The 14,892-nt window shown below is 73.0% G+C and carries 12 protein-coding genes; 9 read left to right on the top strand and 3 right to left on the bottom strand.

Annotation, left to right across the window (positions count from 1 at the left end; translation table 11 throughout):
* Window positions 1–12: 12 nt before the first annotated feature.
* Both ACIO1C_RS24915 and ACIO1C_RS24910 read right to left on the bottom strand, forming a co-directional pair.
* Window positions 13–2,448: an MFS transporter gene (locus ACIO1C_RS24915; protein ID WP_401866988.1), complete on the bottom strand. Its 2,436-nt coding sequence runs from the start codon at window positions 2,446–2,448 to the stop codon at window positions 13–15.
* Window positions 2,449–2,704: 256 nt separating this feature from the next.
* The gene (locus tag ACIO1C_RS24910; RefSeq protein WP_401866986.1) at window positions 2,705–3,148 is read right to left on the bottom strand and encodes an SRPBCC family protein; all 444 of its coding nucleotides are present in this window, start codon (window positions 3,146–3,148) and stop codon (window positions 2,705–2,707) included.
* 217 nt (window positions 3,149–3,365) lie between these two features.
* Here ACIO1C_RS24910 and ACIO1C_RS24905 point away from each other — a divergent pair, with 217 nt between their 5' ends.
* The 6 genes from ACIO1C_RS24905 (at window position 3,366) to ACIO1C_RS24880 (ending at window position 9,356) form a co-directional block, all read left to right on the top strand.
* Window positions 3,366–4,427 carry an Rv2578c family radical SAM protein gene (locus tag ACIO1C_RS24905; protein WP_401866984.1) on the top strand — a complete coding sequence of 354 codons (1,062 nt, stop codon included), beginning with the start codon at window positions 3,366–3,368 and terminating at the stop codon, window positions 4,425–4,427.
* Window positions 4,428–4,586: 159 nt separating this feature from the next.
* Window positions 4,587–5,726, top strand: coding sequence for an alpha/beta hydrolase (locus tag ACIO1C_RS24900; RefSeq protein WP_401866982.1), 1,140 nt, complete (start codon window positions 4,587–4,589; stop codon window positions 5,724–5,726).
* The gene (locus tag ACIO1C_RS24895; RefSeq protein WP_401866980.1) at window positions 5,719–6,879 is read left to right on the top strand and encodes an acyltransferase; all 1,161 of its coding nucleotides are present in this window, start codon (window positions 5,719–5,721) and stop codon (window positions 6,877–6,879) included. The genes ACIO1C_RS24900 and ACIO1C_RS24895 overlap by 8 nt, the downstream gene beginning before the upstream one ends.
* A gap of 10 nt (window positions 6,880–6,889) precedes the next feature.
* Entirely contained in the window at window positions 6,890–8,176 is a 1,287-nt protein-coding gene (locus ACIO1C_RS24890; protein ID WP_401866978.1) for a sensor histidine kinase, read from the top strand.
* Window positions 8,173–8,871, top strand: coding sequence for a response regulator (locus ACIO1C_RS24885; protein WP_401866976.1), 699 nt, complete (start codon window positions 8,173–8,175; stop codon window positions 8,869–8,871). The genes ACIO1C_RS24890 and ACIO1C_RS24885 overlap by 4 nt, the downstream gene beginning before the upstream one ends.
* Before the next feature lie 68 nt (window positions 8,872–8,939).
* On the top strand, window positions 8,940–9,356 hold the full coding sequence (locus tag ACIO1C_RS24880) for a RidA family protein (protein WP_401866974.1): 417 nt from the start codon (window positions 8,940–8,942) through the stop codon (window positions 9,354–9,356).
* A gap of 152 nt (window positions 9,357–9,508) precedes the next feature.
* Here the strand turns inward: ACIO1C_RS24880 and ACIO1C_RS24875 are convergent, their stop codons facing one another.
* On the bottom strand, window positions 9,509–10,075 hold the full coding sequence (locus ACIO1C_RS24875) for a HEAT repeat domain-containing protein (protein ID WP_401866972.1): 567 nt from the start codon (window positions 10,073–10,075) through the stop codon (window positions 9,509–9,511).
* A gap of 311 nt (window positions 10,076–10,386) precedes the next feature.
* On the opposite strand from ACIO1C_RS24875, the gene ACIO1C_RS24870 reads away from it, so the two are divergent.
* The 3 genes from ACIO1C_RS24870 to ccrA all read left to right on the top strand — a co-directional run bounded on the left by ACIO1C_RS24870 (window position 10,387) and on the right by ccrA (window position 14,891).
* Window positions 10,387–12,192, top strand: a complete 1,806-nt coding sequence (locus ACIO1C_RS24870; protein WP_401866970.1) for a 3-hydroxyacyl-CoA dehydrogenase family protein — start codon at window positions 10,387–10,389, stop codon at window positions 12,190–12,192.
* Between the two features lie 108 nt (window positions 12,193–12,300).
* Entirely contained in the window at window positions 12,301–13,113 is an 813-nt protein-coding gene (locus ACIO1C_RS24865) for a TetR family transcriptional regulator (RefSeq protein ID WP_401866968.1), read from the top strand.
* Window positions 13,114–13,514: 401 nt separating this feature from the next.
* Window positions 13,515–14,891, top strand: a complete 1,377-nt coding sequence (gene ccrA, locus ACIO1C_RS24860) for a crotonyl-CoA carboxylase/reductase (protein ID WP_401867428.1) — start codon at window positions 13,515–13,517, stop codon at window positions 14,889–14,891.
* The last annotated feature ends 1 nt before the right edge of the window (window position 14,892 follow it).

Genomic DNA, 14,892 nt, shown 5'->3' with positions numbered 1-14,892 from the left:
AGCGCACTTCTCTCAGTCCTCGTGGCCCAGCTGGAGGTCACGTTCGGTGCGTCCGCCGCCCGCCATCTGGAGCACCGTGGCGACCGGCGGATAGCCCGCCGCGATCACCGTGTACTCCCCCGACGAGAGGTCCACGAAGCGGAACGTGCCGTCGGCCCCGGTGGTGAGGGTGTCGACCACGTTGCCCGCCGCGTCCAGCAGCGTGACGCGGGCGTCCTCGACGGGCCGGCCGCCCCCGGCCCGTACCGTACCGCGCAGCACCGCTCCGCCCGCCAGCTCGATGTCCTGCCGGGTCTCGCGGGAGGACTGCACACTGACGGGGAGCGCGGCGGGGCGGAAGGCGGGGGCGCTCGCGGCCAGCGTGTACTCCCCCGCGACCAGTTCGCCGATCACGTAGGCGCCCTCGCGCCCGCTGCGGGTGGACGCCACCACGTCGCCCCGTACGTCGGTGAGGGTCACGGCGGCGTCCCGCACCGGGGTGCCGTCCGCGGTGACCACCGCGCCGGCGAGGCGGCCCGCACCGCCGAGGACCACGTCCAGTTCGACGGGGCGCTCCCCGACGGTGACCGTGACGGCCTGCGGCTGGTGGCCGCCGGCCGCGGCGATCATCACGTACGAGCCGGCGCCCGGCACGCTCAGCGCGTACCGCCCGTCCTCACCGCTCGCCCCGCGCCCGATCTGCTGTCCCTGGACGTCGATGAGGGTGAGGGCGGCGCGCGGGACCGTACTGCCGTCGTAGTGCTGCACGGTGCCGCAGACGGCGACTCCCGAGACGTACGGGGGCGGTGCGGCGACCGGGGCGCCGTTCGCGGCAGCCCGCGCGGTGGGGACGGCGGAGGACTCGGCGGCGGGGGCGTTGTGGGACACCAGCGGTTTCTCCTTGAGGAAGAAGGCGAGCAACAGGCCGAGGACGAGCACCGGCACGAGGTAGAGGAAGATCCGCGGCATCGCGTCCGCGTACGCCTGGATGTAGTTGTCCCGCAGCGCGGGGGGCAGCGCGTGGACCATCTGCGGGGTGATGGAGTGCGCGTTCGGCAGTGCGGCGCCCGCCGGGATCCGGTCGGCGAGCGCGTCGGCGAGCCGGTTGGCGAAGAGTGTGCCGAAGACGGCGGCGCCGACGCTGCCGCCGATCTGCCGGAAGTAGTTGTTGGCGCTGGTGGCAACTCCGAGGTCGGAGGGCGGCACCGCGTTCTGCACGGCGAGGATGAGGACGGGCATCACCAGTCCGATGCCGAGGCCCAGCACCGCCTGGGCAACCCCGCATTCGAGCATGGAGGTGTCGGCCTCCAGCCGGGACAGCAGCCACATCCCGGCGGCCGAGAGCGCGCCGCCGACCACCGGGTAGATCTTGTAGCGGCCGGTACGGCTGATGAGTTGGCCGGAGACGACGGACGCGACGACGATGCCGCCCATCATCGGCAGCATCAACAGGCCCGACTCGGTGGCGGAGGCGCCGTCGACCATCTGGAGGAAGGTCGGCAGATAGCTGGCGGCCCCGAAGAGCGCGAGCCCGAGCACCGCGCCGATCAGTCCGGTGAGGGTGAAGACGGAGTCGCGGAACAGCCGCAGGGGGATGATCGGTTCGGGCGCGAAGTGCTCGACGACGAGGAACAGCAGGGTCGTTCCGACGGCGCCGGCGGCCAGACCCAGGATGACGCGTGAGCCCCACGCGTACTCCGTACCGCCCCAACTGGTCAGCAGTACCAGGCAGGTCGAGGCGGCGGCGAGCATCAGCGCGCCGAGGATGTCCAGCCGTCCCCGGGTGGCGGGCTTGGGGAGTCTGAGGACGACGGACACCACGGCGAGCGTGAGCAGGCCGAAGGGCACGTTGAAGTAGAAGCACCAGCGCCAGGACACGTGGTCGGTGAAGAACCCGCCGAGCAGCGGTCCCGCCACCGAGGCGAGGCCGAACGCGCCGCCGATCAGTCCCATGAACCGGCCGCGCTGCCGGGGCGGCACGATGTCCGCGATGATCGCGTGGACGCCGATCATCAGTCCGCCGGCGCCGACGCCCTGGACGGCGCGGAAGGCGATCAGCTCGTTCATGGTGCGGGACCAGCCGGCCAGCGCCGAGCCGATGACAAAGACGACGATCGCGAACTGGAAGACGCTTTTGCGGCCGAAGAGGTCGCCGAGCTTGCCGTAGATCGGCAGGCCGATGGTGGAGGTCAGCAGATACGCGGTGATCGCCCAGGACATCCGCTCCAGGCCGTGCAGCTCCCCCACGATCTTGGGCAGGGCGGTCGCCACGATCATCTGTTCCAGCGCGGCGAGCAGCAGGGCGAGCATCAGCCCGAAGAAGACGAGCCGGACCCGGCGGGGGCTGAGCGGCTCGGCCGGGAGCGCGCCACCGGTGGCGCGCGTCGGAGGTGGCGGGGTGCCCGCCGCCACGCCCCGGACGGGCGCGGTGGCCTGCCCGACGTCCTTCACCAGCGTGATCCCGCCCACGTACTGCTCCCCTCGTCGCACCTGCGCGGCGTCATTCTTCGCATTGCTCGCCAACCAGGAGCAAGCGGGAATCGCCGCGGTGAAGGGGCTTGAGGCGGGGGCGGGTTGAGGGGGAAGGGCGGCGCCGGGGCCCTCATCAGGGGCTTTCCCACGACGCATCGCGCGGGGTGCGCGGGGCGGCGTCGCGGGGAAAACCACTCGAACCGGTGACCCCGGGGAGCCCCCGGGGTCCGGCTGTTCACACCTTCCGGCTGGCCTACTTCTCGGTCTCGGCCGCGAGCTTCGCCAGTACCTCGTCGTAGATCCGGCCGAGGCCCTTGGGGGCGAAAGTCCGCTCGAAGAAGCCGCCGATGCCGCCGGCGCCGTCCCAGACGGTCGTGACGACGGCCTTGGAGCTGCCCTCGCCGGCCGGGGTGACGGTCCAGGTGGTGACCATCGAGGAGTTCCGGTCCTTCTCCACGAGCCGGCCGTCGCTGGGCTCGGTCACCTCCAGCAGACAGTCGCGGACGCGCTTGCTGGTGGCCTGGAGCTTCCAGTGGACGAGGGTGCCCTCGCCGTCACCGCCCTCCCGTACCTCGTACTCGCTGAACTGCGAGGGCAGGAGCTTCGCCCGGGTGTCCTGGTAATCGGCCAGCGCGTCGAACACCGTCTCCGCTTTCGCCGCGATGATCCGCTCCGTCGTGGCCTCGACCTGCGCCATGGCACTTCCTCCAGCACTCGGTACTCGGTTGGGGTGCGGCCAGCCAACCACCCTCCGGCACGCCCGCCCAAATCCGGGGGCGCGGAGGCCGGGACGGGCGGGCGCGGCACGCCTTCGGGGTGCGTACGGCATGCCTCCGACACCGTTCGACAAGCGTTCGAGCATCAAACGAACAAGTGTTCTATTGTGGGGGGCAGTACTACCGAGGAGGTACTCCATGCGCTGGGACAATCTGACCGAGGGACCGTCCACCACACGGCCCGCCGGGGACATCGCGCTCTTCGGTACGGACGCGGTCACCACCCGCACCTTCGACACCCCCGAGTTCCGCGGCATCACCTTCCACGAGGTCCGCGCGCGCTCGATCGTGAACCGGGTCCCGGGAGCTTCCCGCATGCCGTTCGAATGGACGGTGAACCCGTACCGGGGCTGCACACACGCCTGCGTCTACTGCTTCGCCCGCAAGACCCACAGCTATCTCGACCTCGACACCGGACTGGGTTTTGACTCCCAGATCGTTGTCAAGATCAACGCCCCGGAGCTGGTACGGCGCAAGCTGGCCTCGCGCCAGTGGCAGGGCGCGCACATCGCGATGGGCACGAACGTCGACTGCTACCAGCGGGCGGAGGGGCGCTACCGGCTGATGCCGGGGATCATCACGGCCCTGCGGGACCGGGCGAATCCTTTCTCCATCCTCACCAAGGGGACGCTGATCCTCCGTGACCTGGACCTGCTGCGCGAGGCGGCGTCGGTGACCGACGTCGGCGTCTCCGTCTCGGTGGGCTTCACCGACCAGGAGCTGTGGCGCACGGTCGAGCCGGGCACCCCGTCGCCGGAGCGGCGGCTCGACGTCGTACGGGCCATGACGGACGCCGGCATCGGCTGCGGGGTGCTGATGGCCCCGGTGATCCCGTTCCTGGGCGACAGCCCGGAGCAGCTCCGTTCGACGGTACGGGCGATAGCGGCGGCCGGGGCGACCTCCGTGACCCCGCTGGTGCTGCACCTGCGGCCGGGGGCGCGCGAGTGGTTCATGGAGTGGCTGGGGAAGCACCATCCGGAGCTGGTGGGGCGGTACGAACGGATGTACGCGGAGGGCGCGTACGCGCCGAAGTGGTACCAGCGGCGGATCACGCGCCAGGTGCACGAGTTGGCGGACACGTTCGGCATCGGCCCGCGGGGCGCGGGCGGTTCGGCGGGGCTGACCAGGCCGGGCAACCACCGGATGGCGGCGCCGCTGCCCGATCCCGAACCGGAGGGGACGCAACTGACCTTGCTGTGAGGCGGTTCGGCGTCGCTGAGAGGGCGCCGCACCCCCTACCCGTCATACCTGGGAGCCACCGGCGGGCTTGGCTCCCCGGCGGGACGCGGACGACACGGGGTGATCCCTAACTTCGGTACCGGCAGCACGACGGAGATCCGGTACGGAAGGTCCTTCCCCATGGCGTCACGGCCCCGCGGCAACCGCGCGCAGCGCACCGACAGCACGGAGAGCACCGACAGCACGGAGAGCCCCGACGGCACCGGGAGCACCCCGCGCTCGCAGCGGGCCGCGCGCTCCCGCCGCGCGCACCGCACACACCGCACCCTGCTCGCCGTGCTCGTCACCGCGTCGGTGGCGGTGCCGGTGTCGGGCGCGGCCCGCCCCGCGGCCGTCCCCGCGCCGGCACCCGCCCCCGCCGCGCTCGCCCCGCTGCGGGACCTGGCCCCCGCCGCCCTGGACACGCGGTACGCCGTCAACCGCGCCGGGATCCGGGCCGCCGAACGGATGGCGGCCGGTCACGGCGACCACGTGAGGGCCGCCGCCCTGCGGGTCATGGCGGACCCGGCGCGCCACTTCCTCTCCTTCGACGGCCGCGACGGCGGCCGCACCGCCGAGGTCTTCGGCGACCTCGCGCGCGCCGGACGGATCGCGGTGCTGGTGCCGGGCTCGGACACCGGCCTCGACCACTACGCGCGCTTCGGGGCCGGGGCCGCCGCGCTCCGCCGGGAGATGGGCACCGGGGCGGCCGTGGTCGCCTGGCTCGGCTACCGGGCGCCGGCCACGGTGAGCCCCGCCGTGCTGACGGCGGGCCGGGCCGACGAGGCGGCCCCCGGACTGCGGTCCTTCGTCGCCGGGTTGGCCGCCGCCGCCCCCGCCGCGCGGGTGTCGCTGCTCTGCCACTCGTACGGCTCGGTCGTCTGCGCCCGTGCCGCGCCGGGCCTGCCGGTCGCCGACCTGGTGCTCTACGGCAGCCCCGGGACCGGCGTCGACCGCGCCGCCGCGCTGCGCACCGGGGCCACCATCTGGGCGGGCCGGGGCTCCGCCGACCGGATCGCGGGGGTGCCGCACGGACGGCTCCGACTGCCCTTCGTCACGATCGGGTTCGGCAGGGACCCGGTGTCGGAGGCGTTCGGCGCCCGGATCTTCGACGCGGGCGGGTCCGCCCACAGCGGCTATCTGCGGCCCGGGTCGGTGTCATTGCGGAACATGGCCCGGATAGCCACCGGGGCGATGGACACGGGCGGAACCGCCACGGGCGGGACACCTGCCGGCTCGTCCCGCGCCGGAACCCCCACCCGGGAGGCCGGCCGTGCGTGATCTCGTGCGGCGGATCGACTCCGCCACCCCGCCCGGCCGCGACCGGGCCACCGACGCCCTGCGCGCTCTCGCCATCCTCGGAGTGGTGCTCGGCCACTGGCTGGTGACCGCCCTGGTCGCCGACAGCGGTACGGTGCGCGCCGCGAGCCCGCTCCCCTACCTGCCCCACCTGGCCCCCGTCTCCTGGCTGTTCCAGACGCTCGCCGTCTTCTTCGTGGTCGGCGGGCAGGTGGCCGCGCCGGGTTACGCGTCGGCCCGCGCCCGGGGCACGACGTACGGACAGTGGCTCGGCGCCAGGACGGCCCGGCTGTGGCGGCCGGTGACCGCCGTGCTGGGGGTGTGGACCGTGGCGGCGGGCGTGATGCTCGTCTCCGGGGTGAGCCTGCCGACCGTGCACGCGCTGCTCAAGCTGGTCCTGTCCCCGCTGTGGTTCCTGCTGGTCCTGATGGCGCTGACGGCGGCGACCCCGCTGGTCGCGAGGCTGCATCCGCTGTGGCCGCTCGCCGTGGTCCTGCACGTGGACCTGTTCCGGTTCGCCCTCGGCGGGCCCGCGTGGCTCGGCCGGCTCAACCTGGCGGCGGGCTGGCTCGTCCCGTACTGCCTGGGCGCGGCCTGGTCCCGTGGCGACCTGAGCGGGCGCGGCGCCGCCTGGGTGCTGCTGGGCGGCGGTTCGGCGGCCACCGCGCTCCTCGTCCTGTTCGGCGGCTACCCGGCGTCCATGGTCGGGGTGCCGGGCGCCCCCGTCTCCAACCTCGACCCGCCGACCCTGGCCGCCGTGACCTTCGGCCTCGCGCAGTACGGGGCGGCCCTGCTGCTCCTGGGCCCGCTGCGGCGGCTGTGCGCGCGGCCCGCGGTCTGGGCGGCGGTGGCGCTGGCCAATCTCTCGGCGGTAACGGTCTTCCTGTGGCATCAGACCGCGCTGATAGCCGTCACGGCGACCGGTCTGCTCGCGGGCGGGCCGCTGCCCGGCCTGCACACCGTGCCGGACGGCCCCGGCTGGGTGGTGGCGAGGCTCGCGTGGCTCCCGGCGTTCGCGGCGGCGCTGCTGGTGTGCTGGGCGGCGTTCCGGGGTCATGAACAGCGGGCGCGCGGGCGGACCGAGGTCGTCCGCGAGGGACGGCCCACCCGTGGGGCGGAGGCGGGGCATGTCTAGGGTCGGGCGCATGACGGACACGCGCGAAGTGGGGGCCGCGCTGCGCTCGGTCCCGCGTCAGCTGCGTGAGGACCTCCTGGGAGCGCGGGCGTTCGGCCCCCTGCCCGACCCGGGGCCGCGCCCCGGCTGGCGGGACTGGCAGCCGGTGGTGGTCCTCCTGACCGTGATCTGCGCGGTGTTCGTCGGCGCGATGGGGGTCGACACCCTCATCTGGGAATCCGGACTGGGCCAGGTGTACGGCACGCTCCTCGGCGTCCTCCAGGCGGCGGCGCTGGTGGTCGCGGTGTTCCGGCCGGTGCCGGCGTGGTGGGTGGTGACGCTGGTCATGGTCGTCGTCGCGCGGACCACGGAGGCCGGTGCCGGCCGGGACGTGCTGTTCCCCTGGACCGGGGAGGGGATGGCCCTCCAGGCCGGGGTGCTGTTCCTGCTGGCGCTGCGGGTCCGCCCCCGGGCGGCGGTCGGGGCGCTGGCGATCAGCCTGCTGGCGGGGGCGGCCTGCGGGCTGTCCGTGACCACGGCGCACCACTCCGACGTGACGCGCGCCGCCGCCGTCCTCACCGTCGCGGTGGTGGTCGGGGCCGCCCTGCGGGGCAGCCAGGTGGCCCGTACCGAACTGGTCGTCCAGACCGGGATCACCGCCGACGAGCGCGCACGGCGCACGCTCCTGGAGGAGCGCAACCGGATCGCGCGCGAGCTGCACGACGTGGTCGCCCATCACATGTCGGTCATCTCCATCCAGGCGCAGGTCGCCCCGCACCTGGTCGAGAACCCGTCCGAGGAGTTGAAGGAGAACCTCGCCGGCATACGGGGGAACGCGGTCGACGCGCTCACCGAACTGCGGCGCGTGCTGGGCGTCCTGCGCTCCGAGGACGCGCTGTCCGAGAGTGTGCGGCACACCCCGCAGCCCACCCTGGACCGGCTGGACGAGCTGATCGGTACGGTACGGGGGGCCGGGCTCGCGGTCACCGCCCGGTTCACCGGCGAGCCGCGCCCGCTGGCCCCGGGGGTAAGCCTGTCGGCGTACCGCATCGTGCAGGAGGCGCTGAGCAACGTGATGCGGCACGCGCCGGGGGCGGAGGTGCGGGTGGAGATCGGGTACCTGCCGTCCCGCGTGGTGGTCCGGGTCGTGAACAGCGCTCCGGAGCGGGCCGCCGACCCGCCGTCCACGGACGCGGGGCACGGGCTGCTGGGGATGCGGGAGCGCACTGCGATGCTGGGCGGTGAACTGGCCGCCGGGGCGACGCCGCTGGGCGGGTACGAGGTGACGGCGACGCTGCCGACGGAGGAAGCCACATGACAACAACGCCCCCACCCGCACCCCCGCCCCCCATCCGGGTGCTGATCGCGGACGACCAGGTCATGGTGCGCCAGGGCTTCACCGTGCTGCTGAACGCCGAGGACGGCATCGAGGTCGTCGGCCAGGCGGTGGACGGCCTCGACGCGCTGGCCAAGGTCGCGGAACTCGCCCCGGACGTCGTCCTGATGGACATACGGATGCCGGAACTGGGCGGCATCGAGGCGACCCGCCGCCTCACCGCCCCGGCCGGCTCCGCCGTGAAGGTGCTCGTCCTCACCACCTTCGACCTCGACGAGTACGTGTACGAGGCGCTGCGCGCGGGCGCGTCCGGCTTTCTACTGAAGGACGCGTCGGCGGAGGAACTGGCGCAGGCGGTACGGGTGGTGGCGGCCGGGGACGCGCTGCTGGCGCCGAACATCACCAAGCGGCTGATCGCCGAGTTCTCCCGGGTGACGGCCGCCCCGCGCGCGCCGCGCAGGGACCGCGTGGGCGACCTCACGGAGCGGGAGACGGAGGTGCTGTCCCTGATCGCGCAGGGCCTGTCGAACGCGGAGATCGCCGCGCGGCTCGTCGTCGCGGAGCAGACCGTGAAGACCCATGTGGGCCGGATCCTGGTCAAGCTGGGCCTGCGCGACCGGACGCAGGCGGCGGTCTTCGCGTACGAGACGGGTGTGGTGCGCCCGGCCGGGTACTGAACGGGACCGGGGCCCGGGCCGGTTGTCACCGCCGACCGGTTGTCAGTGCCATGAGAAACAATGGACCCATGACACACCTCACGCATGTGACCGCCCCGGAAGGGGTCGCCCCCGGCAACGGCTACAGCCACGCGGTCTGGGGCACGGGCCGCTTCGTCGCGATCTCGGGCCAGTGCGCGTTCGACGAGGACGGCGGGATCGTCGGCGTGGGCGACCCGGCGGCCCAGGCACGCCAGGTGTTCGAGAACCTGCGCCGCTGCCTCGCGGCGGCGGACGCCACGTTCGACGACGTCGTGAAGCTGACGTTCTTCGTGACGGACGTGGCCCACCTCCCCGCGGTACGGGAGGCCCGCGACGCGGTGATCGACCCGAAGCGCCCCCCGGCGAGCTCGGCGTTCCAGGTCGCGGCCCTGATCCGCCCGGAACTGCTGGTGGAGATAGAGGCGTTCGCCGTCACCCCACCCCCATCGGACGAGCCGCGTTGACCGCTCCGGTCCTGCCGCCGGGGCGCTGAACCTGGGCGCCGCCGTCTCCGGAGTTCGATACGCCTGCCATCCGGCCCCCGGGCACCACATCCAGCCCGTCCGGCGATTGAGGACACCGCGCGCCGGAGGCGGGCGGATCGGTGTGGCACTGGCTACGGCAGGGACCTCAGCGCCGCCGTCGCCGCCTCCGTCAGGCGGGGGTGGGCCCGGGCCCTCTCCAGGGACGGGCGGGCGCGGGGGTCCGCCAGGCGGTGCAGGCCCTCGACGCAGGCCAGGGCCACACGCCAGTGGAGTTCGTCCGGGTCGGACAGGCGTTCCAGGGTGGCGATCAGTACCGGTACGGACTCGGGGGCGCGCAGCTCCGTGAGGAGGCGTACGGGGTGCAGGGCGTACGCGGTGCGCAGCGTGTTCGTCGCCAGGGCCGCCGCGGCGCGGGCCGTGCGCGGGTCGTCCAGCCGCGCCAGCGCGTACGACGCGCTCACGCAGCGCTCGGGGTCACGGTGGTTCAGCAGCAGCACCAGCGCCTCGAACGCCCGCCGGTCACCCCCGCACCCGAGCCGGAACGCGGCGATCTCCCGCGCCCAAAGCGGCCGTTCGCGCTCCACGAGCACCGCGGCCAGTTCCTCCTGATCGCCGGTGGCCAGGAGTCGCTCGCACACGGCGGACCCGCCGGACTCCTCCCGCACCCGGTCCGCGAGCGAGCGGAAGTCCTCATCCATGACGACGAGGATAGGTGCCCGGCGGTCCCTGATCCGGCCGACGAGGGATCGCCCAGGTCTGGCGCGCTCGTTACTCGTCGGTTAACCTCAGATGAGCGGGAAACCCCCGCGACTCGCGTGGCCTGGTGACGCAGCCATCGCGAGTGCTGTCGGTTCCAGAACACGGCGCGGCTCCGGAACAGAGCCCGTCGCCCCTCTCCGCGACCCGCATCAGCCGCGCGCCGCAGCGCGTCGGCCCCCGTGGAGCACCGAGCACCGCCCGTGTGCCGTGCGCCGCCCCCAGTCGTCACCCCCTCCCCTTGGAGTCCCTCATGGACATCCCCTCGGACACCCCTGACGCCTTGACCCTCCCCACCGTCGCCGTGGTCGGCCTCGGCACCATGGGCACCGGCATCGCCGAGACCCTCGCCCGGGCCGGCCGCGAGGTCATCGGCATCGACATCAGCGACGCGGCCGCCGGCCGGGCCGTCGCCGCGATCGAGGCGTCCACCGCGCGGGCCGTGGAGCGCGGACGCCTCACGGAGGCGGAGCGGCGCACGGTCCTCACGCGCCTGCGCACCTTCTCCGACCTGCGCGCCGCCGCCGACGCCTCTCTCGTCATCGAGGTCGTGCCGGAGTCGTACGAGACCAAGCAGCAGGTGTTCCGGGAGCTGGACACGATCGTCGGTCCCGGCACGATCCTCGCGACGGGGACCAACGCCCTGTCGGTGACCCGGCTGGCCGCGGACTCCGCGCACCCCGAGCGCGTCCTCGGCCTGCACTTCTTCAACCCCGCGCCCGCGATGAGGCTGGTCGAGGTGGTCTCCTCCGTCCTCACCTCGCCCCGGGCCGTCGAGGCGGTCACCGCCCTCGCCCGTGACCTGGGCAAGGAGCCCGTCGCCGTCGGCGACCGCCCGGGATTCGTCGCGGACGGCCTGCTCTTCGGCTATCTCAACCAGGCCGCCGCCATGTACGAGTCCGGTTACACCTCCCGCGCCGACATCGACGCCGCGATGCGGCTGGGCTGCGGCCTGCCGATGGGCCCGCTCGCCCTGCTCGACCTGATCGGGATCGACACCGCGCGCACGGTCCTGGAGGCGATGTACAGCGCGTCGCACGACCGGCTGCACGCCCCCGCACCCGTTCTCGGCCAGCTCAGCGAGGCCGGCCTGACCGGCCGGAAGTCGGGGCGCGGCTTCTACACGTACGCCGAGCCGGGCGGCGCCACGACCGTCCCCGACGCCCTCACCCCGGCGGACGGCGCGGGCGCCGCCACGGGCAGGACCGTCAGGTCCGTCGGCGTCGCGGGCTCCGGCACGATGGCGAGCGGGATCGCGGAGGTCTTCGCCAAGGCCGGGTTCGACGTGGTCCTGGCCGCCAGGAGCCCGGAGAAGGCACAGGGTGCCAAGGACCGGGTCGCCGCGTCCCTCGCCCGCTCGGTCACCAAGGGCCGGCTGACCGAGGAGGCGCGTGAGGAGGCCCTGGCCCGGATCCGCCCGGCGGGCACACTCGACGCCCTCGCCGAGGTGGATCTCGCCGTGGAGGCGGTCGCCGAGGATCTGGAGGTGAAGAGGCAGCTCTTCGGGACGCTCGACAAGGTGTGCCGCCCCGGCGCGGTCCTCGCCACGACCACCTCCTCCCTGCCGGTCATCGCCTGCGCCCGGGCGACCTCCCGGCCGCAGGACGTCGTGGGGATGCACTTCTTCAACCCGGCGCCCGCGATGAAGCTGGTCGAGGTCGTCCGTACCGTCCTGACCGCCGACGACGTCCGCGCCACCGCCCACGAGGTGTGCGCCCGCCTCCGCAAGCACCCGGTGGACTGCGGCGACCGGGCCGGTTTCATCGTGAACGCCCTGCTGTTCCCGTACCTCAACAACGCCGTGAAAATGGTCCAGGACCATTACGCGACCCTCGACGACATCGACACGGCGATGAAGCTCGGCGGCGGCTATCCCATGGGGCCCTTCGAGCTGCTGGACGTGGTCGGTCTGGACGTCTCGCTGGCGATCGAGCGGGTGCTGCACCAGGAGTTCCGCGACCCGGGCCTGGCGCCCGCGCCCCTGCTGGAGCACCTGGTGGCGGCGGGCTGCCTGGGCCGCAAGTCGGGCCGGGGCTTCCGCGAGCACCTCCGCCGCTGAACACGCGGCACCTCCGCCGCCGAAGGCGCGCGCCTCTGCCGCTGACCAGGGATCGCGGGTGCGCGCCCGCGGGCGCGCTCTCCCGTCGGGATGCAGTACGTTCACCTCATGTCGCCGTCCGCCAAGTCGTCCCGTACGAACCCCAGGTCCGACGCTCCCGAGAGCGCCGCGGGGACCAAGGCGGCCGCGCAGCGGCTGAAGATGCGCCGCGAGCTGGCCGCCGCGGCCATGGAACTGTTCGCGACCAAGGGGTACGAGGCGACGACGGTCGACGAGATCGCCGCCGCGGCCGGGGTGGCCCGCAGGACGTTCTTCCGGCACTTCCGGTCCAAGGAAGAGGCGATCTTCCCCGACCACGACGACACGCTCGTCCGGGCGGAGGCGGTCCTGAACGCCGCGCCGTCCCACGAGCACCCGATCGACACGATCTGCCGGGGCATCAAGGAAGTCATGCGGATGTACGCGGCCTCGCCCGCGGTCTCCGTGGAGCGCTACCGCCTCACCCGCGAGGTGCCGACCCTCCGGGAGCGGGAGATCGCCTCGGTGGCCCGCTACGAGCGGCTGTTCACGCGCTATCTGCTGGGCCACTTCGACGAGCTGGACCACACCGACGGCAACGACGACCCGCTGCTGGCGGAGGTGGCCGCGTCCGCGGTCGTCACCGCGCACAACCATGTGCTGCGGCGGTGGCTGCGGGCCGGCGGCCAGGGCGACGTGGAGGCGCAGCTCGACCACGCCTTCGCGATCGTCCGGGACACGTTCGGCCCGGGGATCGGCGCGGGCCTGTCGATGGGCGGCAAGCCCGAGCGCCCGGCGGTCACCGCCCGTACCGGCGGGGGCGTCCTGGTGACCGTCGCGCACACCGACGCGCCGCTGGACGAGGTCATGCGGACCATCAAGCGGGCGCTGAAAGACGCGTAGCGCGAGCGGGCACCCGGAAGGGTGCCCCTGCCATACGTTCGACCGTACATTCCCCTCACTCAGCTGATATTCGCCGCATTCCGGGCGGTAGGTATGGCTCATGCGTGCCATGAGAGCGACAAGTGAGAGAAAAACTTGGCACCCAGTGCCTTGTCAGGTGTCACACCGTGCCATACGTTGAAGGTGTCCGGCTGTTCCCGCAAGCCTTCGCGCTTGTGCGCCCGGACGCCTGCGTCACAGGCACCCTCGCGCCCACCCGGCGCCGCTCAGCAGCACCCGCCACGCCCGGGGTCATCACACCTCGCAGGGCGGCGCACCACCTCTGGAGCCGACGCCCCACCTCCACCGCAGCAGCAAGCGGCCCGTACCTCACCACCCCCAGCTTCGCCGGAGGCACCACCGTGAAGGACATCCTGGACGCGATCCAGTCGCCGGACTCCACGCCCGCCGACTTCGCCGCACTGCCCCTCCCGGACTCGTACCGTGCCGTGACCGTGCACAAGGACGAGACGGAGATGTTCGCCGGCCTTCCCACCGCGGAGAAGGACCCGCGAAAGTCCCTGCACCTCGACGACGTTCCCGTGCCCGAACTCGGCCCCGGTGAGGCCCTCGTGGCCGTCATGGCCAGTTCGGTGAACTATAACTCCGTCTGGACCTCGATCTTCGAGCCGATGGCGACCTTCGGGTTCCTGGAGCGATACGGCAGGCTCAGCGACCTCGCCCGGCGCCACGACCTGCCGTACCACATCATCGGCTCCGACCTGGCGGGCGTCGTGCTGCGCACCGGACCCGGCGTCAACTCCTGGCGTCCGGGGGACGAGGTGGTGGCCCACTGCCTCTCCGTCGAGCTGGAGAGCTCGGACGGGCACAACGACACCATGCTCGACCCCGAGCAGCGGATCTGGGGCTTCGAGACCAACTTCGGCGGCCTGGCGGAGATCGCGCTGGTGAAGTCCAACCAGCTGATGCCCAAGCCCCAGCACCTCAGCTGGGAGGAGGCGGCGGCGCCCGGACTCGTCAACTCCACCGCGTACCGCCAGCTCGTCTCGCGCAACGGCGCGGGGATGAAGCAGGGCGACAACGTGCTGATCTGGGGGGCGAGCGGCGGACTCGGCTCGTACGCCACCCAGTTCGCGCTCGCGGGAGGCGCCAACCCGATCTGTGTGGTCTCCAGCGACCGCAAGGCGGAGCTGTGCCGGCGGATGGGCGCCGAGGCGATCATCGACCGCTCCGCGGAGGGCTACACCTTCTGGCCGGACGAGCACCACCAGGACCCCCGCGAGTGGAAGCGGTTCGGCAAACGAATCCGCGAACTGACCGGCGGTGAGGACGTGGACATCGTCTTCGAGCACCCGGGGCGCGAGACCTTCGGCGCGAGTGTGTACGTCACCCGCAAGGGCGGCACGATCGTCACCTGCGCCTCGACCTCGGGCTTCACCCACGAGTACGACAACCGCTACCTGTGGATGTCGCTCAAGCGGATCGTCGGCTCGCACTTCGCCAACTACCGCGAGGCGTGGGAGGCGAACCGGCTGGTCGCCAAGGGGCGGATCCACCCCACGCTGTCGAAGGTGTACGCCCTGGAGGACACCGGCCAGGCCGCGTACGACGTCCACCGCAACCGCCACCAGGGCAAGGTCGGCGTCCTGGCGCTGGCCCCCGCGGAAGGCCTCGGGGTGCGCGACGAGGAGCTGCGCGCGCGGCACCTCGACGCCATCAACCTGTTCCGCGACGACGTGCGGGCACAGCCGCTCGCCGCGCACGGCGGGGTCCACTGAC

This window comes from Streptomyces sp. NPDC087420 (genome assembly GCF_044744165.1).
Classification (GTDB): Bacteria; Actinomycetota; Actinomycetes; order Streptomycetales; family Streptomycetaceae; genus Streptomyces.
Note: the sequence above shows the minus strand (reverse complement) of the source record. Positions and strands in the feature narration are given on the sequence as shown.

Excerpts from the sequence above, each read along its gene's own strand:
- ACIO1C_RS24910 (WP_401866986.1), bottom strand. The coding sequence starts at position 3,148 with ATGGCGCAGGTCGAGGCCACGACGGAGCGGATCATCGCGGCGAAAGCG.
- ACIO1C_RS24905 (WP_401866984.1), top strand. The coding sequence starts at position 3,366 with ATGCGCTGGGACAATCTGACCGAGGGACCGTCCACCACACGGCCCGCC.
- ACIO1C_RS24900 (WP_401866982.1), top strand. The coding sequence starts at position 4,587 with ATGGCGTCACGGCCCCGCGGCAACCGCGCGCAGCGCACCGACAGCACG.
- ACIO1C_RS24890 (WP_401866978.1), top strand. The coding sequence starts at position 6,890 with ATGACGGACACGCGCGAAGTGGGGGCCGCGCTGCGCTCGGTCCCGCGT.
- ACIO1C_RS24885 (WP_401866976.1), top strand. The coding sequence starts at position 8,173 with ATGACAACAACGCCCCCACCCGCACCCCCGCCCCCCATCCGGGTGCTG.
- ACIO1C_RS24880 (WP_401866974.1), top strand. The coding sequence starts at position 8,940 with ATGACACACCTCACGCATGTGACCGCCCCGGAAGGGGTCGCCCCCGGC.
- ACIO1C_RS24875 (WP_401866972.1), bottom strand. The coding sequence starts at position 10,075 with ATGGATGAGGACTTCCGCTCGCTCGCGGACCGGGTGCGGGAGGAGTCC.
- ACIO1C_RS24870 (WP_401866970.1), top strand. The coding sequence starts at position 10,387 with ATGGACATCCCCTCGGACACCCCTGACGCCTTGACCCTCCCCACCGTC.
- ACIO1C_RS24865 (WP_401866968.1), top strand. The coding sequence starts at position 12,301 with ATGTCGCCGTCCGCCAAGTCGTCCCGTACGAACCCCAGGTCCGACGCT.